The 23,639-nt window shown below is 73.6% G+C and carries 19 protein-coding genes; 4 read left to right on the top strand and 15 right to left on the bottom strand.

Annotated features, from left to right (window positions below; all coding sequences use genetic code 11):
* Positions 1–27: 27 nt before the first annotated feature.
* Complete coding sequence (locus ACQPX6_RS14930; protein ID WP_433788091.1) at positions 28–969, bottom strand: DUF3097 family protein; 942 nt, start codon at positions 967–969, stop codon at positions 28–30.
* Between the two features lie 160 nt (positions 970–1,129).
* On the opposite strand from ACQPX6_RS14930, the gene ACQPX6_RS14925 reads away from it, so the two are divergent.
* Positions 1,130–1,921, top strand: coding sequence for a hypothetical protein (locus ACQPX6_RS14925; RefSeq protein ID WP_433788090.1), 792 nt, complete (start codon positions 1,130–1,132; stop codon positions 1,919–1,921).
* Between the two features lie 65 nt (positions 1,922–1,986).
* Here the strand turns inward: ACQPX6_RS14925 and ACQPX6_RS14920 are convergent, their stop codons facing one another.
* The 4 genes from ACQPX6_RS14920 to ACQPX6_RS14905 all read right to left on the bottom strand — a co-directional run bounded on the left by ACQPX6_RS14920 (position 1,987) and on the right by ACQPX6_RS14905 (position 5,799).
* Positions 1,987–2,439, bottom strand: a complete 453-nt coding sequence (locus ACQPX6_RS14920) for an FmdB family zinc ribbon protein (RefSeq protein WP_433788089.1) — start codon at positions 2,437–2,439, stop codon at positions 1,987–1,989.
* A gap of 4 nt (positions 2,440–2,443) precedes the next feature.
* Positions 2,444–3,736, bottom strand: a complete 1,293-nt coding sequence (locus tag ACQPX6_RS14915) for a hydroxyacid-oxoacid transhydrogenase (protein ID WP_433788088.1) — start codon at positions 3,734–3,736, stop codon at positions 2,444–2,446.
* 16 nt (positions 3,737–3,752) lie between these two features.
* Complete coding sequence (locus ACQPX6_RS14910; protein WP_433788087.1) at positions 3,753–4,574, bottom strand: N-acyl homoserine lactonase family protein; 822 nt, start codon at positions 4,572–4,574, stop codon at positions 3,753–3,755.
* A 160-nt stretch (positions 4,575–4,734) separates the two neighbouring features.
* On the bottom strand, positions 4,735–5,799 hold the full coding sequence (locus ACQPX6_RS14905; RefSeq protein ID WP_433788086.1) for a ferrochelatase: 1,065 nt from the start codon (positions 5,797–5,799) through the stop codon (positions 4,735–4,737).
* Between the two features lie 43 nt (positions 5,800–5,842).
* Between ACQPX6_RS14905 and ACQPX6_RS14900 the strand changes: the two genes are divergently transcribed.
* Positions 5,843–7,426 carry a BCCT family transporter gene (locus tag ACQPX6_RS14900; RefSeq protein ID WP_433788085.1) on the top strand — a complete coding sequence of 528 codons (1,584 nt, stop codon included), beginning with the start codon at positions 5,843–5,845 and terminating at the stop codon, positions 7,424–7,426.
* Positions 7,427–7,430: 4 nt separating this feature from the next.
* On the opposite strand, the gene fabI is transcribed toward ACQPX6_RS14900, so the two are convergent.
* A complete protein-coding gene (gene fabI / locus ACQPX6_RS14895; RefSeq protein ID WP_433788084.1) occupies positions 7,431–8,198 on the bottom strand; it encodes an enoyl-ACP reductase FabI in 768 nt (255 codons plus the stop codon).
* A gap of 28 nt (positions 8,199–8,226) precedes the next feature.
* The gene (gene fabG / locus ACQPX6_RS14890; RefSeq protein ID WP_433788083.1) at positions 8,227–8,931 is read right to left on the bottom strand and encodes a 3-oxoacyl-ACP reductase FabG; all 705 of its coding nucleotides are present in this window, start codon (positions 8,929–8,931) and stop codon (positions 8,227–8,229) included.
* 176 nt (positions 8,932–9,107) lie between these two features.
* On the opposite strand from fabG, the gene ACQPX6_RS14885 reads away from it, so the two are divergent.
* Positions 9,108–10,223 carry an alpha/beta hydrolase fold domain-containing protein gene (locus ACQPX6_RS14885; protein ID WP_433788082.1) on the top strand — a complete coding sequence of 372 codons (1,116 nt, stop codon included), beginning with the start codon at positions 9,108–9,110 and terminating at the stop codon, positions 10,221–10,223.
* Between the two features lie 7 nt (positions 10,224–10,230).
* On the opposite strand, the gene ACQPX6_RS14880 is transcribed toward ACQPX6_RS14885, so the two are convergent.
* The 4 genes from ACQPX6_RS14880 to ACQPX6_RS14865 form a co-directional block, all read right to left on the bottom strand.
* A complete protein-coding gene (locus ACQPX6_RS14880) occupies positions 10,231–11,202 on the bottom strand; it encodes a VWA domain-containing protein (protein ID WP_433788081.1) in 972 nt (323 codons plus the stop codon).
* A 3-nt stretch (positions 11,203–11,205) separates the two neighbouring features.
* Complete coding sequence (locus ACQPX6_RS14875) at positions 11,206–12,306, bottom strand: DUF58 domain-containing protein (protein ID WP_433788080.1); 1,101 nt, start codon at positions 12,304–12,306, stop codon at positions 11,206–11,208.
* Positions 12,307–12,316: 10 nt separating this feature from the next.
* Positions 12,317–13,375 carry an AAA family ATPase gene (locus tag ACQPX6_RS14870; protein ID WP_433788079.1) on the bottom strand — a complete coding sequence of 353 codons (1,059 nt, stop codon included), beginning with the start codon at positions 13,373–13,375 and terminating at the stop codon, positions 12,317–12,319.
* Between the two features lie 125 nt (positions 13,376–13,500).
* Positions 13,501–14,823: an NlpC/P60 family protein gene (locus ACQPX6_RS14865; RefSeq protein WP_433788078.1), complete on the bottom strand. Its 1,323-nt coding sequence runs from the start codon at positions 14,821–14,823 to the stop codon at positions 13,501–13,503.
* 428 nt (positions 14,824–15,251) lie between these two features.
* On the opposite strand from ACQPX6_RS14865, the gene acnA reads away from it, so the two are divergent.
* Positions 15,252–18,086, top strand: a complete 2,835-nt coding sequence (gene acnA, locus ACQPX6_RS14860; protein WP_433788077.1) for an aconitate hydratase AcnA — start codon at positions 15,252–15,254, stop codon at positions 18,084–18,086.
* 94 nt (positions 18,087–18,180) lie between these two features.
* On the opposite strand, the gene ACQPX6_RS14855 is transcribed toward acnA, so the two are convergent.
* The 4 genes from ACQPX6_RS14855 to ACQPX6_RS14840 all read right to left on the bottom strand — a co-directional run bounded on the left by ACQPX6_RS14855 (position 18,181) and on the right by ACQPX6_RS14840 (position 23,586).
* On the bottom strand, positions 18,181–18,852 hold the full coding sequence (locus ACQPX6_RS14855) for an HAD family hydrolase (RefSeq protein WP_433788076.1): 672 nt from the start codon (positions 18,850–18,852) through the stop codon (positions 18,181–18,183).
* A gap of 77 nt (positions 18,853–18,929) precedes the next feature.
* Positions 18,930–20,519, bottom strand: a complete 1,590-nt coding sequence (locus ACQPX6_RS14850; RefSeq protein WP_433788075.1) for a GMC family oxidoreductase — start codon at positions 20,517–20,519, stop codon at positions 18,930–18,932.
* The gene (locus ACQPX6_RS14845) at positions 20,516–22,132 is read right to left on the bottom strand and encodes an APC family permease (RefSeq protein WP_433788074.1); all 1,617 of its coding nucleotides are present in this window, start codon (positions 22,130–22,132) and stop codon (positions 20,516–20,518) included. Before ACQPX6_RS14845 ends, ACQPX6_RS14850 begins: the two co-directional genes overlap by 4 nt.
* Positions 22,084–23,586: an aldehyde dehydrogenase family protein gene (locus ACQPX6_RS14840; RefSeq protein ID WP_433788073.1), complete on the bottom strand. Its 1,503-nt coding sequence runs from the start codon at positions 23,584–23,586 to the stop codon at positions 22,084–22,086. Before ACQPX6_RS14840 ends, ACQPX6_RS14845 begins: the two co-directional genes overlap by 49 nt.
* Between the last annotated feature and the right edge of the window lie 53 nt (positions 23,587–23,639).

The raw sequence follows: 23,639 nt of genomic DNA, 5'->3' as shown, positions 1-23,639 counted from the left end.
CACGCCACGGGGACGGCGAGGGTGTGGTCAGGGGCCGACGGTCACGAAGTCGATCAGCTGTTCCATCGACGTGATGAGGGGGGTCTCGAGATCCGTCCAGGTGGACACGGCGGACAGCACCCGGCGCGCGCCGTCGCGCTCGTCGCCCCACCCGAGGGCCTCGCAGACGCCACGCTTCCACTCGATGCCGCGCGGGATCCGGGGCCACGCCGCGATGCCGACCGTCGCGGGCTTCACGGCCTCCCAGATGTCGATGTACGGGTGCCCCAGCACCAGGACGTGGGCGGCGGCCGGGCCGAGCTCGCGGCGCAGGCCGTCGGCGATGCGCGACTCCTTGGACCCGGAGACGAGGTGGTCGACGAGCACCCCGAGCCGCCGGTCCGGACCCGGCCCGAACTCGCGGGCGGCCTCGACGAGCACGTCCGCGCCGTGCAGCGGCTCGACCACGACGCCCTCGACGCGCAGGTCGTGGCCCCAGACGCGCTCGACGATCGCGGCGTCGTGCAGGCCCTCGACCCAGATGCGGTGCGGCAGCGCCGTCTTGGCGCGGACGTCCTCGACCCGCCGTGACCCGGACGCAGAGCGCTGCGGGGTCGCCAACGGCCCGGCGGCGCGCTGCGGCGGGACGAGCGTCGCCGGGCGCCCCTCGTGCAGGAAGGCGGCGGGCTTGTTGGGGAAGAGCCGGCGCCGCCCCGCGGAGTCCTCGAGCACGACCTCGCGGATGTCGGCCCGGATCACCGCGCCGCAGAAGGTCTCGGCGGCATCCTCGACGACCAGGCCCGGCTCGGCGACGACCGAGACCACCTCGCGCTTCGGCTTGTGCGCCGCGAGCCCCGGCAGGCCGCCGGTGCGCCCGGCGCCCGACGACGGCGTGCCGCCGCGTCCCGGCGCGCGGACCGCCCCGCCGGTCGATCGGAAGCCCGGGTCGCCGGAGGAGCCGTGCATGCCCCGGCCCTGCGTTCTCGCCACGCGGGGACGCTAACGGCGCGGGCCGGTCGTCCGGGCTCGACACGCGGGCGCGGCGGGCGGTGTGCGGGGGACGCCTCGGCTGCGCGGGACGCAGTCGGGGCGTCCTTCGCCCCGCCCCGCCCGGCGGCCGCCGCGCCGCAGCGCCCGTATCGTCGTCCGGGTGCCCTGCCCGAGTGCCTCCCTGGCCGTGTGGAGCGCGGCGTGGCTCGCCGGTGGCGCCGCCGCCGACGACGTCCTCGACGCGCTGGCCCCGTGGTCCGAGGCCCACGACGTGGTCGCCGCCGACACCGCGGTCGCCGCCGTGACCGACCTGCCGACCCCGGACCACGCGGGCACCGGCCTCGCGGCCCTGCTGGCCCTCGCCCGGCGCCGCTCCGCGGGCAACGGGCCGGATGCGCGCGTCGTGCTGCCCGCCCCGGGCGACGTCCGCGGGCTGCCCGGCCCCGACGCCCTGCGCGCCGCGGCGCTCGAGGCCGGCGAGTGCGCGGTGCTCGCCGGGCCGGCCCTGGCGCTCGTGCCCTCCGCGGTCGCCGACGGCGTGCTGCGCTGGACCGTGCACCTCGTCGACGACGTGCCCCCGGCCGCGCACCCGAGCCTCGCCGACGCCGAGCACGACCTGCGCACCGGCGTGCGGGACGCCGCCGACACCCTCGCCGCGCTCGACGTCGCCCGCCCCCGCCGCGGGGTCCGCGAGGAGATCGCCGACGCCCTGCGCCGCCGCCCCCACGCGTCCTGGCCGGCGGGCACGCCCGGGCGGCCCCTGCGGGTGCTCCAGCACGCCGACGAGGTCGAGGCGATCCTGCTCGCCGCGTCCGGCGACGACCCGGGCGGCGCGATGTCCTCCTCGGCCGCGCTCGCCCGCAACGACGCCCTGCGCCCGCTGGCCACCGCGGTGCGCGCCGCGCGCGTCGCCGCCGTGGCCGAGACCGTGCGGGTGCTCACCGCCGCCTGAACGGCGAGCGAGGGACGCCCCGGCTGCGTCGTGCGCAGCGAGGGCGTCCCTCGTCCCGGGTCACCTCAGTGCGAGTGGCCGTGCCCGTGACCATGCCCGTGCCCGGACCCGCCGGAGGAACCCGAGGAGTCGGACGACCCCGACGACCCCGACGACGACCCCGGCCCCAGGTACGGCTCCCCCGCCCGCAGGGGCGCCTGCTCGTAGCGCCCCTCGTGCGCGGCCACCGGGCGGGTGTCGCCGCGGAGCTCGGGGTGCTTCGCCTCGAGCCGCTCGCGCTTCTCCCACTGCCGCTGGAGTCCGGTCACGTACTCCCGGTTGCCGCGGTGGGTGCCCTTCCAGGTCTGGGGCATGTACTCCTTGGACGGCCCCGGGTCCGCGGTGCCGTGCAGCGCGGGACGTGATGGGACCTTGCGCGCCTCCCCGCCGCACTGGGGGCACGGCGGGGTGGGCGCGTCGAGGGCGACGAGACGCTCGAAGCGCACGCCGCACCCGCAGCGGTAGTCGTAGATCGGCACGCGGCTACCAGTTCTGGATCGACTTGCGGAAGATGTCCGCGAGGTCGTCCTCGGTGGGCGTCTTCGGGCAGGTGGCCAGCAGCCGCTGCTGCTTCATCGTCCCGTCGACGAGGTCGGGGATGTCGCCTTCGCCGAAGCCGACCTCGCCGATCCCGTTCGGGATGCGGATGTCGCGCATCAGCTCGGTGACCACGTGCGGCAGCTGCTCGGAGGCGTCGTTCTGCGTGTCCGCGTTCGGCCCGAGGAGCTTCGCCGCGGCCATGTGCCGGTCGGGCGCCGCCTCGAAGCTGAACCGGAACGCCTCCGGCGCGGTCAGCGACACCGACATCCCGTGCGGCACCATCGGCTCGTCCTGCGGGTAGCCCGACGGGTGGAAGTCCCGCACCTGCCCGGCGATCGGGTAGGCGTTGGCGTGCGGGATGTGCACCCCGGAGTTGCCGAAGCCCATGCCGGCGAACGTCGCCGCCATCATCATGTCCATCCGCGCGTCGACGTCGTCCTCGCCCCGCTCGACCGCGGTGCGGAACGACCGGGCCAGCAGCGACATCGACTTCTCGCACCACAGGTCCGAGACGGGGTTCGAGCCGCAGTAGGTGACGCGCTCCTCGGGCTTCTTGCGGTCGAAGCTCGTGTACCAGCGCGCGGTGTAGGACTCGAGCGCGTGGCAGACGATGTCCATCCCCGAGGCCGCGGTGACCTCGGGCGGGAGCGTCATCGTCAGCAGCGGGTCGACCACGGCGAGGGTCGGGCGCAGCCGCCAGTGGCTGATGCCCGTCTTGACCCGCAGCGACAGGACGTCCAGCACGCACATGGCGGTGGACTCCGAGCCGGTGCCCGCCGTGGTGGGCACCGCGATCAGCGGCTTGAGCTGCCCCGGCGGGACCTGCGCGTTGCCGACCGGCTTGTTGATGTAGTCCATCAGCTCGCCGGGCCAGGTGGTGAGCAGGTTGACCGCCTTGGCGGTGTCGATCGCCGAGCCGCCGCCGACGGCGACGAACCCGTCCCACGGGCCCTGCTCGTGGGCGTAGCCGATCGCCTTGTTCATGGAGTCGTCGGTGGGCTCCACGTGCACGCCGTCGAAGATCTCGACGGTCATGTCGTACCGGCGGATGTTGTCGGCGATCCGGTCGGGCAGGCCGGTCTGCTGCATCCCGGGGTCGGTGATCAACAGGATGCGCTTCGCGCCGTACTGGGCGAGGTCGAAGCCGATCTCGTCGCAGGCGCCCGCGCCGAACTTCAGCGGCGGGGCGCCCCACGTGAACACCGACTCGTCGGTGGGTACCGGGGGGACCGTCATGGTGCTGGGGCTCCGATCAGGTGTAGTGGCCGCCGTTGCCCACGGTCTTGAGCTCGCGGATCTGGTCGGGGTCGTGGCCGAAGACCACGGTGGCGTCGGTCTTCTCGGCGACCCCGCGGATCTTCTCCACCGACGAGTAGAACTGGCCCATGTCGTTGACGATCGCCGCCGGCGTGGTGGGCGGGCCGTAGCTCTCGCCCATGTAGACGGCGTCCGACGTGAAGATCATGGTGCCGGTGTCGGGCAGGTCGACCTGCATGGACATGGTTCCCGGGGTGTGGCCGGGCGTCTGGAGGAGCGTGACCCCGGGGAGGAACTCGGTGTCACCCGAGACGGTCTCCCAGGACAGCTCCTCGTAGTCGGTCTTGAGGTGGGCGCCGTTGAACAGCCCGTCGAACCCGAACGCCCACTCCTTCTCCTTGTCGCTGCAGACCAGCTTCGCGGAGGAGTCCTTGAAGAGGTCGGCGTTGCCGCAGTGGTCGAAGTGCAGGTGGGAGAGCACGACGTAGTCGATCTGGTCGGTGCCGATGCCGAGCTGGCGCAGGCGCGAGTCGAGGTACTCCTCCTCGCTGACCTTCTCGTAGGGGAAGAAGTCCTGCAGGCCCGTCGGGCCCCAGCGCTCCTCCCAGTCACGCGGGCAGCTGGTGTCCCAGAGCAGCGTGCCGTCGGGGGTCTCGACCAGGACGCAGTGCGTGGGCACGTCGGCCCACTCGGTCGGCTGGTCGCGCTGCTGGCGAGGGCGGATCGAGCGCCCGGGCTTGAGCAGCAGCCACGTCAGGTCTGCGGTCATCATCCCGCAGTCCAGGATGCTGACCTTGATCTCGCCACTGGCAGCCATTCAGGGATCCTCCGCGGTCCACGTGCCGGATGGGGAACACGGCCGGGACCGCCGCACGACGATGCATGCAACACCGACCACGTGACGCGCGACACTAGCCACGTCGACGATCATCGGCAACACGGTGGGACGGCCGTCGTGAGCCGCCGCGAGCAGGCGATCAGGGCGAACCCGGACGTTTCGCCGGCTCGCAGCACCCGGGGTGGCAGAGCTCCCCGTTGCACCCGACCCCGGCGCGCGGCACGGTGCCGAGCCCGCGGACCGGGGCCCCGTCGACCTGCTCGGCGACCAGCTCCGCGACCATCCGCACGAACCGCGGGTCCGACCCGGCGCTCGCCGCGCGCACGAAGCCCATCCCGATCTTCTCGGCGTGCTCGGCAGCCTCGTTGTCGAGGTCCCACACCACCTCGAGGTGGTCGGACACGAAGCCGACGGGGCTGACGACGACGGCGCCGACGCCACGGTCGTGCAGGTCGTCGAGGTGGTCGACGATGTCGGGCTCCAGCCACGGGATGCGCGGCGGCCCGGACCGCGACTGCCACACCAGGTCGTGCTCGGGCGCGCCGACGGCCTCGGCGACGAGGCGGGCGGCCTCGGCCATCTGCCGCGAGTACCGGTGCCCGCCCTCCCCGGGGGGCCCGGCCGTGCGGTCGGCCGACTCCGGCACCGAGTGGGCCGTGAAGACCAGGCGCGCGTCGTGGCCGTCCACCAGCTGCTCCCGCGCCGCCCGCACCCCGTCGGCGACCGCCCCGACGAACAGCGGGTGGTCGAAGAAGTGGCGCAGCTTGACCAGGTCGGGCGCCCCGCCCGTGCGCTCGGTCGCCGCGGCGCGGGCCCGGGCGATGTCCTCGTGGTACTGCCGGCAGGCCGAGTAGCCGCCGTAGGCGCTGGTGGCGAACACGAGCGCCCGGCGCACGCCGTCGCGCGCCATGTCGGTCACCGTGTCCTCGGCCAGCGGGTGCCAGTTGCGGTTGCCGAAGTACACCGGCAGGTCGTGCCCGGCCTCCCGCAGCGCCCGGGACAGGTCGGCGACGAGCCGGCGGTTGAGCTCGTTGATCGGGCTCACGCCGCCGAAGTGCTGGTAGTGCTGCTCGACCTCGTCGAGGCGCTCGGGCGGCACGCCGCGCCCGCGGGTGACGTTCTCGAGGAACGGGCGCACCTCGTCGGGCCCCTCCGGTCCCCCGAACGACAGCAGGAGAACGGCGTCGACGGGCGGGGTGCTCACGAGCCCAGCATCCCCCGCGTCCGACCCGGGTACACGCCCGGTCGTGACCGACACGGAGCAGGTGCGCCCGGACGACGACACGCCCGCCGACTCCCCCGCCGAGGCCCCCACCGACGCGTCCGCCGACGGCGCCGACGCCCGTCAGTTCGGGCCCGTCTTCTGGATCTCGGTGGGCCTCTCGGCGGCCTTCGTCGTGGTCTCGTTCCTGGCCGTGGGGCCGGTCGGGGCCGCCCTGGCCGCCGCGGTGTCGGCCGTCGTGACCTACCTCGGCTGGATGTTCCTGCTGGTCACGTCGTTCTTCCTGGTCTTCGCGCTCTACCTCGCGTTCGGCCGGTTCGGCCGGGTGCGCCTCGGCGGGCCCGACGCGCGACCCGAGTTCGGCCGCTTCGCCTGGTTCGCGATGCTCTTCCAGGCCGGGATGGGCGTCGGGCTGCTCTTCTGGGGCGTCGCCGAGCCGGTGATGCACTACCGTGAGCCGCCGCCGGGCACGGCCGCGCCCGGCACCCCCGAGGCGGCCGAGGTCGGCCTCCAGTACGCGTTCTTCCACTGGACGCTGCACCCGTGGGCGATCTACGCGGTGGTCGGGCTGGCCGTGGCCTACGCGAGCTACAACCGCGGCACGGCGACCCTGCGCCTGAGCGCCGTCCTGCGCCCCCTGCTCGGCGACCGCGTCGACGGCCCCCTCGGCCAGGCGATCGACGTCCTGGCCGTCGTGGCCACGCTGTTCGGGGTGGCGGTGTCGCTGGGCCTCGGCACCCTGCAGATCACCGCGGGCCTCGGCGAGGTGTTCGGCCTGTCGGGCGGGGTGACGCTGTCGCTGGCCGTCATCGCGGTCACCGCGGTGGGCTACATGCTCTCGGCGTCCACGCCGATCTCGAAGGGCATCAACGTCCTGAGCCAGGCCAGCATCGCGCTCGCGGTGGTGCTCGTCGCGTACTTCGTCGTCGTCGGACCGACGACGCTGCAGCTGAACCTGCTGACGCAGGAGACCGGCAACTTCCTCGCGCGCGTGGTCCCGATGAGCCTGCGGTCCTACCCGTTCGCCGGCCCCGAGTGGCTCACGGACTGGACGATCTTCTTCTGGGCGACGTGGATCGCCTGGGCGCCCTACGTGGGCGCGTTCATCGCCCGCATCTCCCGGGGCCGCACGATCCGCGAGTTCGTGATCGGCGTGCTGGTCGCGCCCAGCGTGTTCAGCGTCGTCTGGTTCTCGGTGCTCGGGGGCGCCGGCCTCGACACGGACAACCGCACCGGCGGCGCGATCGGCGCGGCGGCCGGCCAGGACGAGGCGCTGGCGATGTTCCGGTTCCTGCGCGAATACCCGGGCTTCCTGGTCATGGCGCTGCTCGTGCTCGTCCTGGTCTGGATCTTCTTCGTGGCGGGCGCCGACGCGGGCACGGTGGTGCTCGGGAGCATGTCCGGCGGCGGGCTGGACCCGGCCACGCGCAGCAAGCTGACCTGGGGCGTGATCATGGCCGCGCTGGCCGCCGCGCTGCTGCTCATCGGCGGGCTCGACGCGCTGCAGAACGCGGAGATCCTCGTCGCCACGCCGTTCGCCCTGCTGATGCTGGCGATCTGCCTCGCGCTGCACCGCACCCTGGCCGCGGACCACCCGCGGGACGGGTAGGGGCTCAGGCGCCCATCGCGTGGTAGCCGCCGTCGGCGTGGACGACCTCGCCGGTGGTGGCGGGCATCCAGTCCGAGAGCAGCGCGCAGATCGTCTTCGCGACCGGGGTGGGGTCGCCGAGGTCCCAGCCCAGCGGCGCGCGCTGCACCCAGGCCTCCTCGAAGGTGTCGAAGCCCGGGATCGACTTCGCGGCCATCGTGCGCACGGGGCCGGCGGCGACGAGGTTGGCGCGGATGCCCTCGGGGCCCAGGTCGCGGGCGAGGTAGCGGGTGGTGGCCTCGAGCGCGGCCTTGGCCACGCCCATCCAGTCGTAGCCGGGCCAGGCGACGGTGTTGTCGAAGTCCATGCCGACCAGCGACGCGCCGCGCCCGAGCAGCGGGCGGCAGGCCATCGCGAGCGACTTGAACGAGTAGGCCGAGACCTCGACCGCGGTGGCGACGTCCTTCCACTCGGTGTGCAGGAAGTTGCCGCCGAGGGCGTCCATCGGCGCGAAACCGATCGAGTGCAGGACGCCGTCGAGGCCGTCGACGTGCTCGCGGACGTTGTCGGCCAGGGCGTCGAGGTGCTCCTGGTTCTGCACGTCCAGCTCGATGACCGGCGCCTCCTGCGGGAGGCGCTGCGCGACGCGCTTGACCAGGGACAGGCGCCCGAAGCCGGTGAGCACGACGGTCGCGCCGGCCTCCTGGGCCGCCTTCGCCGCGTGGAAGGCGATGGAGGCGTCGGTGATGATCCCGGTGACCAGGATGCGCTTGCCGTCGAGCATTCCGCTCATGCGGTCGTCTCCCCTGCTGATCGACTGTTCAGTGGCCCATGCCGACGCCGCCGTCGACCGGCAGGACCGCGCCCGTGACGTACGCGGCGTCGTCGGAGGCGAGCCAGGCGACGGCCTTGGCCACCTCCTCGGGCGCCGCGACGCGCCCGAGCGGGATGGAGCCCAGGAGCTCCTCGCGACGCTTGTCGGTGAGCTCGGCGGTCATGTCGGTGTCGACGTAGCCGGGGGTGACGACGTTGGCGGTGATGCCGCGCCCGCCCAGCTCGCGGGCCGTGGAGCGGGCGAGGCCGATGAGGCCGGCCTTCGACGCCGCGTAGTTCGCCTGGCCCGGCGCGCCGGTCAGCCCGACGACGCTGGACACGTAGACCAGCCGCCCGAACCGGGCCTTGACCATGCCGCGGATGGCGCGCTGGGTGACGCGCCAGGCGCCGGTGAGGTTGGCGTCGAGGACGTCGGTGAACGCGTCCTCGGGCATGCGCATGAGCAGGCCGTCGCGGGTGATGCCGGCGTTGGCGACGACCACCTCGACGGGCCCGTGCTCGGACTCGACCTGCGAGAACGCGGCGTCGACCTGCGCGGAGTCGGTGACGTCGCACTGGACGCCGTGCAGACCCTCCGGCGGCTCGCCCGAGCGGTGGGTCACCACCACGCTGTACCCGCGCTCGGCGAACTCGCGCGCCGTGGCGAGCCCGATCCCGCGGTTGCCTCCCGTGACCAGCACGACGCGGCTCACGCGACTCCTCTCGGTCGGGTCCAGCGGCGGCGGAAGGGTAGCCGCTTTGGCTCCGCCTCGTGAGCCCTTGCCCGTGGTGGGACACGGGCAACCACTCACGGCCGTTCAGCGCCTTGCGCCGTGTGGCGTGGCTCATAGAGTCGATCACGGAGCCGACCCCGCCGCTCGGAGGACCCATGACCGCGACCGACGCCTCGCCGACCCTCCCGGGCCGTCTCGGTGACCCCTCCCTCGACCTGCGCACCGACCCGCGCGCCAAGCCCGACCTCGTGGCCGCGCTGGCCGCGTTCGGGCTCGACGGGCCGGCCGCGGAGCCCCCGATCACCCGGGCGGCCGGCCACGCGGCGGTGAGCGAGGCCGTCGGCGGCCTGCACGACGGGTTCAGCGCGATCTACGCCAGCGTCCCGCTTGCCCTTCCCGACGACGAGCCCGACGAGTCCGTCGACGTCACCGACACCTCGGTGGCGTCCCCCGACGGCCACCTCGTGCCCCTGCGGGTCTACCGCCCCGCGGGCGTGGCCGGGCCGCTGCCGTGCGTCGCCTACATCCACGGCGGCGGGATGACGATCCTCGACGCCGACACCCGCGTGCACGACCGCTGGTGCCGCGACCTCGCCCTGTCCGGCCTCGTCGCCGTGCAGGTCGGGTTCCGCAACGCGTGGACGGCGCTGGGCCCGCACCCGTTCCCCGCGGGTCTCGACGACTGCGCCGCGGCCGTCCGCTGGCTCGACGACCAGCGCGGCGAACTGGGCCTGACCCGCATCGTGCTGCAGGGCGAGTCCGGCGGCGCGAACCTCGTACTGGCCACGACCCTGCGGGCCAAGCGCTCGGGGGACCTCGACGCCATCGACGGCGTGCACGTCTCCGTGCCCTACATCAGCGGCGGCTCCGCGTGGGACGACGCCCGCAAGCTCCGCGAGCTGCCCTCGATGATCGAGAACGACGGGTACTTCATCAACTGCGCCCTCATGGACCTGCTCGTGGCGGCCTACGACCCCGGTGGCCGCCACGCCGAGGACCCGCTGGCCTGGCCGTACTTCGCGACCCTCGACGACCTCGCCGGCCTGCCGCCCCACGTCGTCACGGTCAACGAGCTCGACCCGCTCCGCGACGAGGGCCTGGCGTACTACCGCAAGCTGCTGGCCGCGGGCGTCCCGGCGTCGGGGCGGGTGAACCTCGGGATCGTCCACGGCGCCGAGCTGATCTTCCGGCAGGCCCTGCCCGCGGAGCACCGCGCCGCGATCGCCGACATCCGGGCGTTCACCGATCGGCTCGCGGTCGACCACGTGTGAGCGCCGGTCAGGGCAGACGCTGACCCGTCACGATGGCGGCCGTGGCCCCGAGCAGCACCAGGATCGTGGCGGCGAGGAACCAGCGGCCCGAGAGGTCGACGGTCCGCTCCTCGTAGCCCACCTGCTCGGCGAGGTTGGCGTAGGTCTCGCGCAGGTCCAGCTCGGTGGACGCGCGGCGGAAGTCGCCGCCCGAGAGCTGGGCGATCTCGCGCATCTGGTCGTCGGCCACGGCGACCGACACCGGACGGCCGTCGATCTCGATCTCGCCGTACTCGGTGCCGAACGAGATCGCCGAGATCGGCACGCCCGCCGCCCGGGCCTCGGTGGACGCCGGGAACGCGCCCCGGTCGTCGGCGGGGTCGGTGGTCGGCGTCGTCTGCTTGCCGTCCGACAGCAGGATGATCCGCGCCGGAGGCGGGCCCTCGGGCCCCCGGACCTGGGTGCCGAACGCCCGGATCGCGGCGAGGCTCGCCCGGATCGCGTCGCCGGTGCCCGTGGACTCGGCGAGCTGCAGCGAACCGATCGCGTTCTTGATCGCCTGCCGGTCGGTGGTCGGCGTGACCAGCGTGCTGGGCGTCGCGGCGAACGACGACAGGCCGAGGTTGATGCCCGCGGGCAGCTGGTCGGCGAACGCCGAGGCGGCGGTCTGGGCCACCTGCAGCCGGGAGGGCTCGACGTCGGTGGCGCGCATCGAGAGCGACACGTCGATCGTGAGCATGACCGTGGCCCGGTTGCGCGGGACCTGCGCGACGCCCTGGGGCCCAGCCAGCGCGATCGTCATGAGCACCAGCGCGGCCAGCACCAGGGCCATGGGGACGTGGCGCCACCGGCCCGGCCCGCGGGGGGCGACGCGCTCGAGCAGCGCCAGGTTGGTGAAGCGCATCGTGTAGCGCTGGCGGCGCCGGTTGATCCACCAGTAGCCGACGGCCAGGGCGGCGACCACCACGAGCAGCAGGAACCACCACGGGCTCGCGAACACGGGTCACCGCCCCCCGGGTTCGGGCGCGGCGGTGGGCACGCGTCCCGTCGTCGCCCCGCCCGACCAGCCGCGCTTGCGGGCCACGGCGAAGCGCACGACGTCGGCGATCCAGTCGCGGTCGGTGCGCAGGACGAGGTGCGCGGCGCCGGTGCGGCGCAGGGCCGCGGCGACCCGTCCGCGGTGCGCGGCGGCCTCGGCGGCGAAGCGCCGGCGCAGCGTCGCGGTGGTGGTGACCTCGCGGCGGTGCCCGGTCTCGGGGTCGGCGAGCACGACCGTGCCCACGTCGGGGAGCTCCTCGTCGCGGGGGTCGACGACCTCCACCGCGAGCAGCTCGTGGCGCGCCCGCAGGGCCCGCAGCGCGCGCTCCCAGTCGACGTCGCCGAGGAAGTCGGACACGACGACGACCAGCCCGCGCCGCCGCGGCGGGCGGCGCAGGGACTCCAGCGCGCCGGGCAGGTCGCCGCGGGTGCCCTCCGGGGCGGTCGGGGTCGCCGCGATCCGCCGGAGAAGCTCGCGCGCGCCGGTCTCCCCGCCGCGAGCGGGCAGGCGCACGGTGCGCTCGCCGGTGGCGACGACGGCGCCGACGCGGTTGCCGCCGCCACGCGTCAGGTGCACGACGGCGGCGCAGGCGGCGACGGCGAGGTCGCGCTTCTCGCAGGAGGCGGTGCCGAAGTCGAGGCTCGGCGAGAGGTCGACGACGAGCTGGGTCTCCAGCTCGCGGTCGGCGATCGTCTCGCGGATGTGGGGCTCGGTGGTGCGCGCGGTGACCGACCAGTCCATCCGCCGCACGTCGTCGCCGGGCTGGTAGGGCCGGGGATCCCCTGGCTCCGTGCCCGGTCCGGGCACGAGGCCGAGGTGGTTGCCCTGCAGCAGGCCGTCGAGCCGGCGCCGGACGGTGAGCTCGAGGGTGCGCAGCGACGCCGAGAGCCGGGCCTGCGCGGCCTCGCCGGTCATCTCGTCCGCGTTCGCGGGCGGGGGCGTCGTCGACGGCGGCGCCCACTCGGGACGCGGCCCGCCGGCGGGGGCGTCCGCCGCGGGGGCCGACGGAGGCCGCGGCCCCGGCTCCGGGACCCGCGCCGCCGGCGTGTCGTCCTGCGTCGTCACGGAGCCGGGGTCACCGGCCCGCCGCCGGCACGGGCGCGGGGCCCATGCCGACGGGTCGCGCCGAGACCTGGGGCAGCGGGACGGTCTGGAGCACGCGCGTGACCACGTGGTCGACCGGCACGCCGTCGGCGAGCGCGTCGTAGGACAGCACGAGGCGGTGGCGCAGCACGTCCGGCGCGATGTCGACGACGTCCTGGGGCAGCACGTAGTCGCGCCCGCGGACCAGCGCCAGCGCGCGGGCGCCGGCGATGATCCCCAACGACGCGCGCGGCGACGCGCCGTAGGCGACCCAGCCGCCGACGTCGGCCATGCCGTGCTCGGCCGGCGATCGCGTGGCGACCACGAGACGCACGACGTAGTCGACGAGCGCGTGGTGCACGAACACCTGCGCGGCGACGTCCTGCAGGCGGCGCAGCTCCACCGGGTCGAGCACGCGGTGCGGCGACGGCGGGCTCACGCCCATCCGGTAGACGATCTCCCGCTCCTCGTCCGCCGTCGGGTACTCGACGAGGATCTTGAACAGGAAGCGGTCGCGCTGGGCCTCGGGCAGCGGGTAGACGCCCTCGTTCTCGATCGGGTTCTGGGTGGCGAGCACGAGGAACGGGTCGGGCATCGGGTGGGTCTGACCGCCGATGGAGACGTGGCGCTCGGCCATCACCTCGAGCATCGCCGACTGCACCTTCGCCGGCGCGCGGTTGATCTCGTCGGCGAGCACGAAGTTCGACACCACGGGCCCGAGCTCGACGTCGAACTCCTCGCGGCCCTGGCGGTAGATGCGCGTGCCGAGGATGTCGGCGGGCACGAGGTCGGGCGTGAACTGGATGCGGGCGAACGAGCCGCCGACGACGCGCGCGAAGGTCTCCACCGCGAGGGTCTTGGCCACGCCGGGCACACCCTCGAGCAGCAGGTGGCCCTTGGCCAGGAGGCCGACGAGCATCCGCTCGACGAGGCGGTCCTGGCCGACGATGATCCGCTTGACCTCGAGCACCGTGCGCTCGAGCTGCTCGGCGTCGTGGGCGGGCGTGGCGGGACCCGCCGTGTCCCTCTCCGGACCGGGCTGGTCGGTCACCGGTGTTCCTCCCCCGAACTCTCTCTTCCGCGGCCCCGCACCGGACGTGGGGCGCCGCGGCGGCACGCTACCCGCCGGGGGTCCAGGCAACCGCGCGGCCGGTGAGGGTGCCGTCAAGCCTCCACCTAGACCAGCCGGGTCACCGTGGGGACGATCTCGTCGTCGAGCCGGAGCGGCACGATGCGCACGGTCTTGCCCGACTCGGGCGCCTCGACCATCTGGTCGCCGCCGAGGTAGAGAGCGACGTGGTGCACCGCGCCTGCGCCGTCGTCCTCGGCCCAGAACAGGAGGTCGCCGGGGCGACGCTCCGCCAGCGGGACCCGCGGGCCGGCCTCGGCCTGGTAGCCGCTGTAGTGCGGCAGATCCTTCCCGACGGCCGCGAACGCGTAGATCATCAGCCCGGAGCAGTCGAAGCCGGTCTTGTCGAAGTCGCCGAAGCTGTCGGCGACGCCGCCGTCGCGGATTCCCTTCGTCGGGCCCGCGGCGTCGCCGCCGCCCCAGGCGTAGACGACGCCGAGCTGCGAGAGCGCCCGCCCGAGCACGGTGCGGACCTCCTCGCTCATCCCGGTGGTGTCGACGCCGGCGGCCGCGAGCGCGTCCTGCGCGTCGTCGGGGCTCGCCGCGGCGAGCCGGACGCGGGCGTCGCGGGCCTCGTCGCGGGCGGTGGCGGCGGCGTCGAACGCCTCTGCCCGGTCGCGCTGCGCGGCGAGGTCCGGGTCGGCGGCCTCGAGCTCGCGCAGCCGGGACTCGGCGGCGTCGCGCTCGGCGGTGAGATCGCGCAGGCGCGCCTCCTGGGCCTCGGCGTCCGCCTGCACCCGCGCGAGCTCGGCGTCGGCGGCGGCGCGCGCCTCGGTGGCCCGGGCGGCGGCGGCGTCGGCCTCGTCGCGGGCCGCGCGGGCCCGGGAGTCGGCGTTGGCGGCCGCGATGCGGGAGAGCTCGGCGCCGTCGAGGGCGGTGCGCTGGTCCTCGGCGACGACGTCACGCAGGTGGGCGCGGGCGGCGACGTCCTGGGGCCCCGCGGACCCGGAGAGCACCGAGAGCGGGCCGAGCACGTCGGCCTGTTGGAACCACGCGGTGATCCAGGCGTCGGCGTCGGCGCGGGCCCGGTCGGCGGCCGCGGCGGCGGCGTCGGCGCCGCGGCGGCTCTCCTCGGCGGCGCGGCGGGCCTCGTCGGCACGCGCGCGGGCGCTGGTGTCGTCGGCCATCGCCCGGTTGGCGAGCTCCTGGCGCTCGCCGAGGTCGTCGGTGAGGGCCTCGAGCCCGGCCCGGGCCGCGGCGATGCGCGCCACGAGCGAGCCCGCCTCCCCCGCCCGGTCGGTGGCGGGATCCGGCGCCGGGGTGTCCTGGGTGGGGTCCGGCGTGGCCGGCCCGGCGATCGCGAGGGGCGTCGGGACGAGGAGCCCCAGGACGAGGGCGAGCAGGACGGCAGAGGTGCGCAGCGCGGGCACGCCGTCCTCCTCCGCCGGGGGGTCGTGGGCCGGGGCGCACGGAGCGTGGACGGCCGACCGGCCCGGCGCGGGGACCGACACGCGGCGGTGTGGCGCGTGTCGCCCACCCGGGTGGCGTGATCACGGTTCCGGGGCCCCGCACGCCCTCCCCGGCGCAGGTCGTGGCCGTATCCTGGTGGGGCGGGAGTGCGCCACCCGGGTGGGTGCGCGAGACTCCCGACCGACCCCCGGGTCGGGCGTCGTTCCCTCGCCGGCCGGCACGCGTCGCGCCGTCCGACCACCACCCGGGGAGGCACCGGATCCGGCCCGTGGAACGGGTACCCGGTTCCGGACCGTCCCCGGCGACGCCGCCGGGACCGCCAGTGACCCCGGGCCGCGGCCGACCACCACTCGCCGCGCCCGGTGGAGGAACAAGGAGGAACGTGTCCGTGAGCTCGCCAGACCAGTCCGACGGAGCGACGGGGAGCGCCGACTCCTTCGGGGCCAAGGGCACCCTCGAGGTCGGCGGGGAGTCCTACGAGATCTTCCGCCTGTCCGCGGTCGAGGGCTCGCAGCGCCTGCCGTTCAGCCTCAAGGTGCTGCTCGAGAACCTGCTGCGCACCGAGGACGGTCTCGTCACCACCGAGGCGAGCATCCGCGCGCTCGCCGAGTGGGACCCGACCGCCGAGCCCGACACCGAGATCCAGTACGTGCCCGGGCGCGTGGTGATGCAGGACTTCACCGGCGTGCCGTGCATCGTCGACCTGGCCACCATGCGCGAGGCCGTCGCCGAGCTGGGCGGCGACGCCCAGAACGTCAACCCGCTGGCGCCGGCCGAGCTGGTCATCGACCACTCCGTGGTCGCCGACCTCTTCGGCACCCCGGACGCCTTCGAGCGCAACGTGGAGCTGGAGTACCAGCGCAACGAGGAGCGCTACAAGTTCCTGCGCTGGGGCCAGACCGCGTTCGACGAGTTCAAGGTCGTCCCGCCCGGCACCGGCATCGTCCACCAGGTCAACATCGAGCACCTGGCGCGCGTGGTCATGACCCGGGGCGGCCAGGCGTACCCCGACACCCTGGTGGGCACCGACTCCCACACCACGATGGTCAACGGTCTGGGCGTGCTGGGCTGGGGCGTCGGCGGCATCGAGGCCGAGGCGGCCATGCTGGGCCAGCCCGTCTCGATGCTCATCCCGAAGGTCGTCGGCTTCCAGCTCTCCGGTGAGCTGCCCGCGGGCGCCACCGCCACCGACCTCGTGCTGACGATCACCGAGATGCTGCGCGAGCACGGCGTGGTCGGGAAGTTCGTCGAGTTCTACGGCGAGGGCGTCGCCGCCGTGCCGCTGGCCAACCGCGCCACGATCGGCAACATGAGCCCCGAGTTCGGCTCCACGTGCGCGATCTTCCCGATCGACGACGAGACGCTGGACTACCTGCGCTTCACCGGCCGCGACGACGCGCAGGTCGCGCTCGTCGAGGCCTACTGCAAGGAGCAGGGCCTCTGGCACGACCCGTCCCACGAGCCCGACTACTCCGAGACGCTCGCGCTGGACCTCTCGACGGTCGTCCCGTCGATCGCCGGCCCGAAGCGCCCGCAGGACCGCATCGCGCTCGACGCCGCCAAGGAGTCGTTCCGCCAGGCCCTGCCGGACTACGCCAGCGGCGTGCAGGGCTCCACCGACGAGGCGTCGCAGGAGTCGTTCCCGGCCTCCGACCCGCCCGCCGAGGACGAGTCGAAGGAAGAGGACAAGCCGGCGGTGCACCGCCAGCCCGTCGACCCGGGCGGCCGCGCGTCGAACCCGGTGCCGGTGACGCTGTCGGACGGCACCCAGCTCGAGCTCGACCACGGCGCCGTGTCGATCGCGGCGATCACGTCGTGCACCAACACCTCGAACCCGTCGGTGATGATCGGCGCGGCCCTGCTGGCCCGCAACGCCGTCGAGAAGGGCCTCGAGCGCCGGCCCTGGGTGAAGACCTCGCTGGCCCCGGGCTCCAAGGTCGTCATGGACTACTACGAGCGCTCGGGCCTGCTGCCCTACCTGGAGAAGCTGGGCTTCAACCTCGTCGGCTACGGCTGCACCACCTGCATCGGCAACTCCGGGCCGCTGCCCGAGGAGATCTCGCAGGCGGTCAACGACGGCGACCTCGCGGTCACCGCGGTGCTCTCGGGCAACCGCAACTTCGAGGGCCGCATCAACCCCGACGTCAAGATGAACTACCTGGCCAGCCCGCCGCTGGTCGTGGCCTACGCGCTGGCCGGGACGATGGACCTCGACCTGACCACGGAACCCCTGGGGTACGACACCGAGGGCAACCCGGTGACGCTGGAGGACATCTGGCCGTCGCCGCAGGAGATCCAGGAGGTCATCGCCTCGGCGCTCTCGCCGGAGCAGTTCACCGAGGGCTACGCCGACGTCTTCGCCGGCGACGAGCGCTGGACGTCGCTCGACACCCCCGAGGGCGAGACGTTCACCTGGGACCCCGACTCGACCTACGTGCGCAAGCCCCCGTACTTCGAGGGCATGGACCGCGAGCCGAGCGACGTCACCGACCTCGACGGCGCCCGCGTGCTGCTCAAGCTCGGTGACTCGGTGACCACCGACCACATCTCCCCCGCCGGCGCGATCAAGGAGGAGTCGCCGGCCGGTCAGTACCTCAAGGAGAACGGGATCGAGCGCAAGGACTTCAACTCCTACGGCTCGCGGCGCGGCAACCACGAGGTGATGATCCGCGGCACCTTCGCCAACATCCGGCTGCGCAACGAGCTCAAGGACGGCGAGGGCAACGACCTGCCACAGGGCGGCTGGACGGCGGACTACACCAACGGCGGCGCGCAGGCGTACGTCTACGACGCCGCCCAGCACTACGCCGCCGAGGGCACGCCGCTGGTGGTGCTCGCGGGCAAGGAGTACGGCTCGGGCTCGTCGCGCGACTGGGCGGCCAAGGGCACGACGCTGCTCGGGGTCCGCGCGGTCATCGCCGAGAGCTACGAGCGCATCCACCGCTCGAACCTCGTCGGCATGGGCGTGCTGCCGCTGCAGTTCCCCGAGGGGCAGGACGCCGACGCGCTGGGGCTCACGGGCACCGAGACGTTCGCGGTCAGCGGCGTCACGGCGCTCAACGACGGCGACGTGCCCGACACCGTGCACGTCACCGCGACGCCCGAGGGCGGCGGCGACGCGGTCGAGTTCGACGCGCGCCTGCGCATCGACACCCCGGGCGAGGCGGCGTACTACCGCAACGGCGGCATCCTGCCGTACGTCCTGCGCAAGATGCTGGGCTGATCAGCGGGCGCACGCTGCTCTGCGTGCGCGCTCCGCGAACGAACGAACGGCGCTCTCGCTGCTTCCGAGGCAGCGAGAGCGCCGTTCGTTCGTCTCAGCCCGAACGCTCCTGCGGCTTCAGCGAGGCCACGTCGGCGGTGAGCTCCTCGACCGACGAGTAGATCGCGGTGGCCCCGGCCTCGCGCAGCTCCTCGTCGGCGAAGCCGCCCGTGCGCACGGCCACCGAGGGGATGCCGAGGCGGCCCGCGGCCTGGCAGTCCCAGATCGAGTCGCCGATGGCCACCGCCGCCGTGGCGCCGACGCGCTCCATGGCCACGGCCATGAGGTCGGGCGCGGGTTTCGTCTGCTCCACGTCGCCCGAGCTGACCCATGCCTCGGGGATGTCGCCGGCCTCGATGAGCTCGGCGTAGCGCTCGACGTGGTGCGGCTTGCCCGAGCTCGCCATCACCAGCACGAAGCCGGCGTCGCGGATCGCCTCGAGCAGCGCGTGGGCGCCGGGCAGCGCGCTGATCTCGTCGAGCATCGCGTCGGCGCCCTCGACCCAGGCCGCGCGGATGTCGTCGCCGTGGCGGGCCTCGACGTCGTCGCCGGCGACGGCGGCCACGAGCTGGTCGCCGCCCATGCCGAGCGCGCGGTGGATCGCGTACACGGGGACGGTGACGTCGTAGCGCCGGAACGCGCGGTACCAGGCCAGGGCGTGGTGGTAGTTGGTGTCGACGAGCGTGCCGTCGACGTCGAGGACCACGGCTCCTGGGGTGTCGGTCATGGGGGCGGGGCTACCCCCCGCGGCCCCGGTGACGAAACCCGTGCTCAGCGCGGGCTCCGCCACCGAGGTCGTCGAGCTCAGCGGGGGTTCTTGATGAAGTCCGCCGCCCGCTCGCCGATCATCATCGTGGTGATGCACGGGTTGACCGTGATGAGGTCCGGCATGATCGACCCGTCGGCCACGCGCAGCCCGTCGACGCCGCGCACCCGCAGCTGCGGGTCCACCGGGGCCAGCGGGTCGGAGTCCGGACCCATCTTCACCGTGCACGACGGGTGGTAGACGGTGTTGTGGGTCTTCGCGATGTAGTCGAAGATCTCCTCGTCGGTCTGCGCCGCGTCGCCGGGCGCCTGCTCCTTGCCCACCCAGTCGGCCAGCGCCGGCGCCGCCGCGATCTCCCGGGCCACCCGCACCCCACGGATCATGACCTCGCGGTCGTGCTCGTGGGTGAAGTAGCGCGGGTCGACGGCCGGCTTGTCGCGGAAGTCGCGGGTCCGCAGGCGCACGGTGCCCGTCGACTGGGCGCCGGTGACGTTCGGCGTGAGGCAGAACGTGTTCTCGGTGCTCGGGTAGCCGTAGCGCACGAGGTTGAGGTCGAACGGCACCGAGCCGTAGTGGAACATCAGGTCCGGCGTCGTCCGGTCCTCGGCGCCGGCGAAGATGCCGATCTCCCACCACTGCACCGACTCGGTCGGCATCGGCTGCAGGGCCTCCCACTGCACGAGGCCCTCGGGGTGGTCCTGGAGGTTCTCCCCCACGCCCGGCGCGTCGACGCGCACCTCGATGCCCACCGACCGCAGGTGCTCGGCCGGCCCGATGCCCGAGAGCATCAGCAGCTTCGGCCCGTCGATGGCCCCGGCGGACACGATCGTCTCGCGGCGCGCGGTGACCTCGATCGTCCAGCGCGTGTCCGGCGTGCGCAGGGCGACGCCGGTGGCGCGCGGGCGGGCACCCGAGTCGTCGAAGGTCAGGTGCTCGGCGCGGTAGCCGGTCCAGACCTCGAGGTTCGGGCGGCTCGCCATGATCGGGTGCAGGTAGGCCGCCGACGCCGAGCTGCGCGTGCCGTCGGGGTTGGCGTTGACCTGGAACCAGTTGGCGCCGCGCAGCACGGTGCGCCCGGTGTTGAACGGGGTGGTCGGCAGCCCGACCTGCTCGCAGGCCTGCAGCAGCGCGCGTCCGCAGGGGTCCTTCGGCGCGATGGACCGGATGGTCACCGGCCCGTCGGTGCCGCGCCCGGGCGGCTCGGCGTTCTCGGCGCCGTCGAGCGCAGCCTCGAGCTTGCGGTAGAAGGCGTAGCTCTCGTCCGCGCCCCAGCCCGTGCAGCCCTGCGCCGCCCAGTCGTCGAGGTTCTCCCGCGGCGCCCAGAACGCGATCGCCGAGTTGTGCGACGAGCACCCGCCGAGCACCTTGGCCCGCGCATGGCGCATGTACGAGTTGCCGTGCTCCTGCGGCTCGACCGGGTAGTCCCAGTCGTAGCCGGACTCGAGCAGCTCCATCCAGCGCCAGAGGTTGAGGATCGCGGGGTCGCCGACGTCGGACGGGCCGGCCTCGACCAGCAGCACCGACACGTCGGGGTCCTCGGACAGGCGCGCGGCCACCACGGACCCCGCGGTGCCACCGCCGACGACGACGTAGTCGAACTCCCGCCCGGATGTCTGCGGGCTGCTCATCGCGTCTCCTCCGAGGGGGTCGTGGTGGTGATCGTGGTGGGAGCCGCGGAGTCGACGCGCGCGTGCTCGGCGACGACGCCGGTCTTGTGGCGCTGGACGGTCCAGTAGTAGGCGAACCCTCCGCCGAGGATGATCCCCGGCAGCAGCACCCCGCCCCACTGCAGATACCAGTGGAACGGCTCGGTGGCGTTGTAGACCTCGTTGCGCGGCCAGGCGAGGTTGATCGCCATGAACCCGCCCCAGAGCACCGCCACGATGTTGACCGGGATGCCCCAGCGGCCCAGCGAGAAGGCGCCCTCGCGGGGCTCCCACTGGCCGCGCAGGCGCTTGATCAGCAGCGGGATGGTCACCAGCAGGTACGCGGTGTAGATCATGATGATCGCGATGGACGTGACCACCGTGTAGATCTGCGGGCTGAACGTCACGAACAGCAGCACGATCGCGATGACGCCGATGGCGACGGACGAGACGATCGGCGTGCCGAACCGCGGGTTGATCGTGCACAGCTTCGAGCCGGCGGGCAGGTTGTTGTCGCGGCTCATCGCGAAGGCCAGCCGGATCGCGGCCGCGTGCACCGCGAGGGCGCACACGACGACGGCGATGACGACCGCGACGAGGATCACCGACCCGCCGACCGGCCCGAGCACCGCGAGGATCAGCGCCTGCAGGCCGCCGAGGGAGCTGAACGCGGGGTCGGCGAGATCCGGCGCCGACATGAGCGCGAAGAGCAGGATCAGCCCGCCGAGCAGGAACGAGAAGAACAGCGCCCGCAGGATCGCCTTGGGGGCGTTCTTGCGGGGCTCGTGGGACTCCTCGGCCAGGGACGACGCGGTGTCGAACCCGTACATGACGTAGAGCGAGGCGAACATGGCCACGAGGAAGGCGCCCGCGTAGCCGAGCGGCCGGCCGCTCGTGTCGATGCCGCCGGTGTCGAACACGATCTGCGGGCCGCGCACGATGTTGATCGCGAGCAGGACGATCAGCAGCACCGCCGCGACGAGCTCGATGAACACCCCGGCCGCGTTGATCTGGGCCATCAGCTTGGTGCCGAAGGCGTTGATCGCGGTGGTGAACACGATGAGGATCGAGGCGAGGATGACGCCGTTGAGCGCCTGGGCCGCCGTGTCCTCGTCGCCGTTCATGGGGATGAACTGGAACCCGTCCCACAGCTCGGGCAGCGTCGCCTGCAGCGCCAGCGCGACCGCCGCGATGGAGACGATCGAGGCCGTCAGCATCGTCCAGCCGGCCAGCCAGGCGGTGTGCGGGCTGGTCAGGCGCTTGGTCCAGTTGTAGATCGACCCCGCCACCGGGAAGCGCGCGGCGAGCTCGCAGAAGCACAGCGCGACCATGAGCTGGCCGACGAACACCAGCGGCCACGACCACCAGTACGCGGGCCCGCCCGAGCCGAGCCCGAAGTAGAAGAGCTGGAAGGTGCCGGTGAGGATCGAGATGTAGCTGATCCCCGCGGCGAAGGTGTGGAAGCTGCCCAGGGAGCGCACGAGGCTCGGCTTGTAGCCGAACTCGTCGATGTCCTGGCTGTCGCTGGTCGTCCGTTCGGTGCTGCTCACGAACCACTCCCTGGTGTGGAACGGCTGGTCGACGAGGGGAACCATCCGGTCGGCCCCGGTCGGGTGTTGGTCCAGATGTGCTTGGTCTCCTGGTACTCGGCGAACCCGGCGCGACCGAGCTCGCGACCGACGCCGGAGTGGCCGAAGCCGCCCCACTCGGCGGCGGGGACGTAGGGGCCGAAGTCGTTGATCCACACGGTGCCGTGGCGCAGGCGCGCGGCGACCTCCTCGCAGGTGCCGTGGTCGGCGGAGAACACGGCTCCGGCCAGGCCGTACTCGGTGTCGTTGGCGATCCGCACCGCGTCGTCGAGGTCGGTGAACGTCTCGACCGTGAGCACCGGGCCGAACGACTCGTCGTGCACCACGGACATGTCCTGGGTGCAGCGGTCGAGGATGGTCGGCGGGTAGTAGTGGCCGTCCTGCAGCGCGGGGTCGGTCGGGCGTTCGCCGCCGCAGCGCAGCACGGCGCCCTCGGCGACGCCCGCCGCGACGTAGGCCTCGACCTTCTCGCGGTGCGCCGCGGAGATCAGCGGGCCGGTCTCGGTGTCGGGCGCGTCCGGCCCGCCGAGGCGGATCCGCTGCGCGCGCTCGACGAGGTCGTCGACGATCCGGTCGTGCGCGGACTCCTCGACGACGAGCCGCGCGCCGGCGGAGCACACCTGCCCGGAGTGCAGGAAGATCCCGGTGAGGACGTTGTCCACCGCGGTCTCGTGGTCGGCGTCGGCGAACAGGACGAACGGGTTCTTGCCGCCGAGCTCGAGGGCCACCTTCTTCACGGTGGCCGCGGCCGACTCCATGATCTTCTTCCCGGTGACCAGCCCGCCGGTGAAGCTGACCATGTCGACGCGCGGGTCGGTCGACAGCGGCGCCCCGGCCGTGGCGCCGGCCCCGAGCACGAGGTTCGCGACGCCGTCGGGCACGCCGGCCTCGGCCAGCAGCTCCATCAGGATGATCGCCGTGTGCGGGGTCAGCTCGCTGGGCTTGAGGACGAACGTGCAGCCCGCGCCGAGCGCCGGGGCCACCTTCCACGCCGTCTGCAGCAGCGGGTAGTTCCAGGGCGTGATCAGCCCGCACACCCCGACGGGCTCGTGGACGACCTTGCTGCGCGCCGTCGCGATGCCGGTGTCGACGAGCCGGCCGTCGTCGCTGGCGGCGAGGTGCCCGAACCAGCGGAAGCAGTTCGTGATGTCGTCCATGTCGATCTCGGACTCGGCGACCCGCTTGCCGGTGTCGTCGGTCTCGGCGCGGGCGAGGCGGGCCTTGTCGCGCTGGAGGAGGTCGGCCACGCGCAGCAGCAGGTCGCCCCGCTGCGGCGCCGGGACCGACGCCCACCGGCCGTCGTCGAACGCGCGGCGCGCGGCCGCGATCGCCTTCTCGGTGTCCTTCGCGCCGGCCTCGTCGACCTCGGCCACGAGGGTGCCGTCGGCGGGAGAGCGGATCTCCCGTCGTCCGCCGTCGACAGCCGAGGTCCACGCTCCGTCGATGAACAGCTCCGCCACGCCCGGCGCCTCCTCGTTCCGTGTCACCCGGTCGGCCCCACAGGGGTCTCGAC

This window comes from Actinomycetospora sp. CA-101289 (genome assembly GCF_050955895.1).
Lineage (GTDB): Bacteria > Actinomycetota > Actinomycetes > Mycobacteriales > Pseudonocardiaceae > Actinomycetospora.
Note: the sequence above shows the minus strand (reverse complement) of the source record. Positions and strands in the feature narration are given on the sequence as shown.

What these genes read in the sequence shown, in the direction of transcription:
- ACQPX6_RS14885 (WP_433788082.1), top strand. Translation starts at nt 9,108, where the DNA reads ATGACCGCGACCGACGCCTCGCCGACCCTCCCGGGCCGTCTCGGTGAC.
- ACQPX6_RS14855 (WP_433788076.1), bottom strand. Translation starts at nt 18,852, where the DNA reads ATGACCGACACCCCAGGAGCCGTGGTCCTCGACGTCGACGGCACGCTC.
- ACQPX6_RS14850 (WP_433788075.1), bottom strand. Translation starts at nt 20,519, where the DNA reads ATGAGCAGCCCGCAGACATCCGGGCGGGAGTTCGACTACGTCGTCGTC.
- ACQPX6_RS14845 (WP_433788074.1), bottom strand. Translation starts at nt 22,132, where the DNA reads ATGGTTCCCCTCGTCGACCAGCCGTTCCACACCAGGGAGTGGTTCGTG.
- ACQPX6_RS14910 (WP_433788087.1), bottom strand. Translation starts at nt 4,574, where the DNA reads ATGGCTGCCAGTGGCGAGATCAAGGTCAGCATCCTGGACTGCGGGATG.
- fabI (WP_433788084.1), bottom strand. Translation starts at nt 8,198, where the DNA reads ATGAGCGGAATGCTCGACGGCAAGCGCATCCTGGTCACCGGGATCATC.
- ACQPX6_RS14915 (WP_433788088.1), bottom strand. Translation starts at nt 3,736, where the DNA reads ATGACGGTCCCCCCGGTACCCACCGACGAGTCGGTGTTCACGTGGGGC.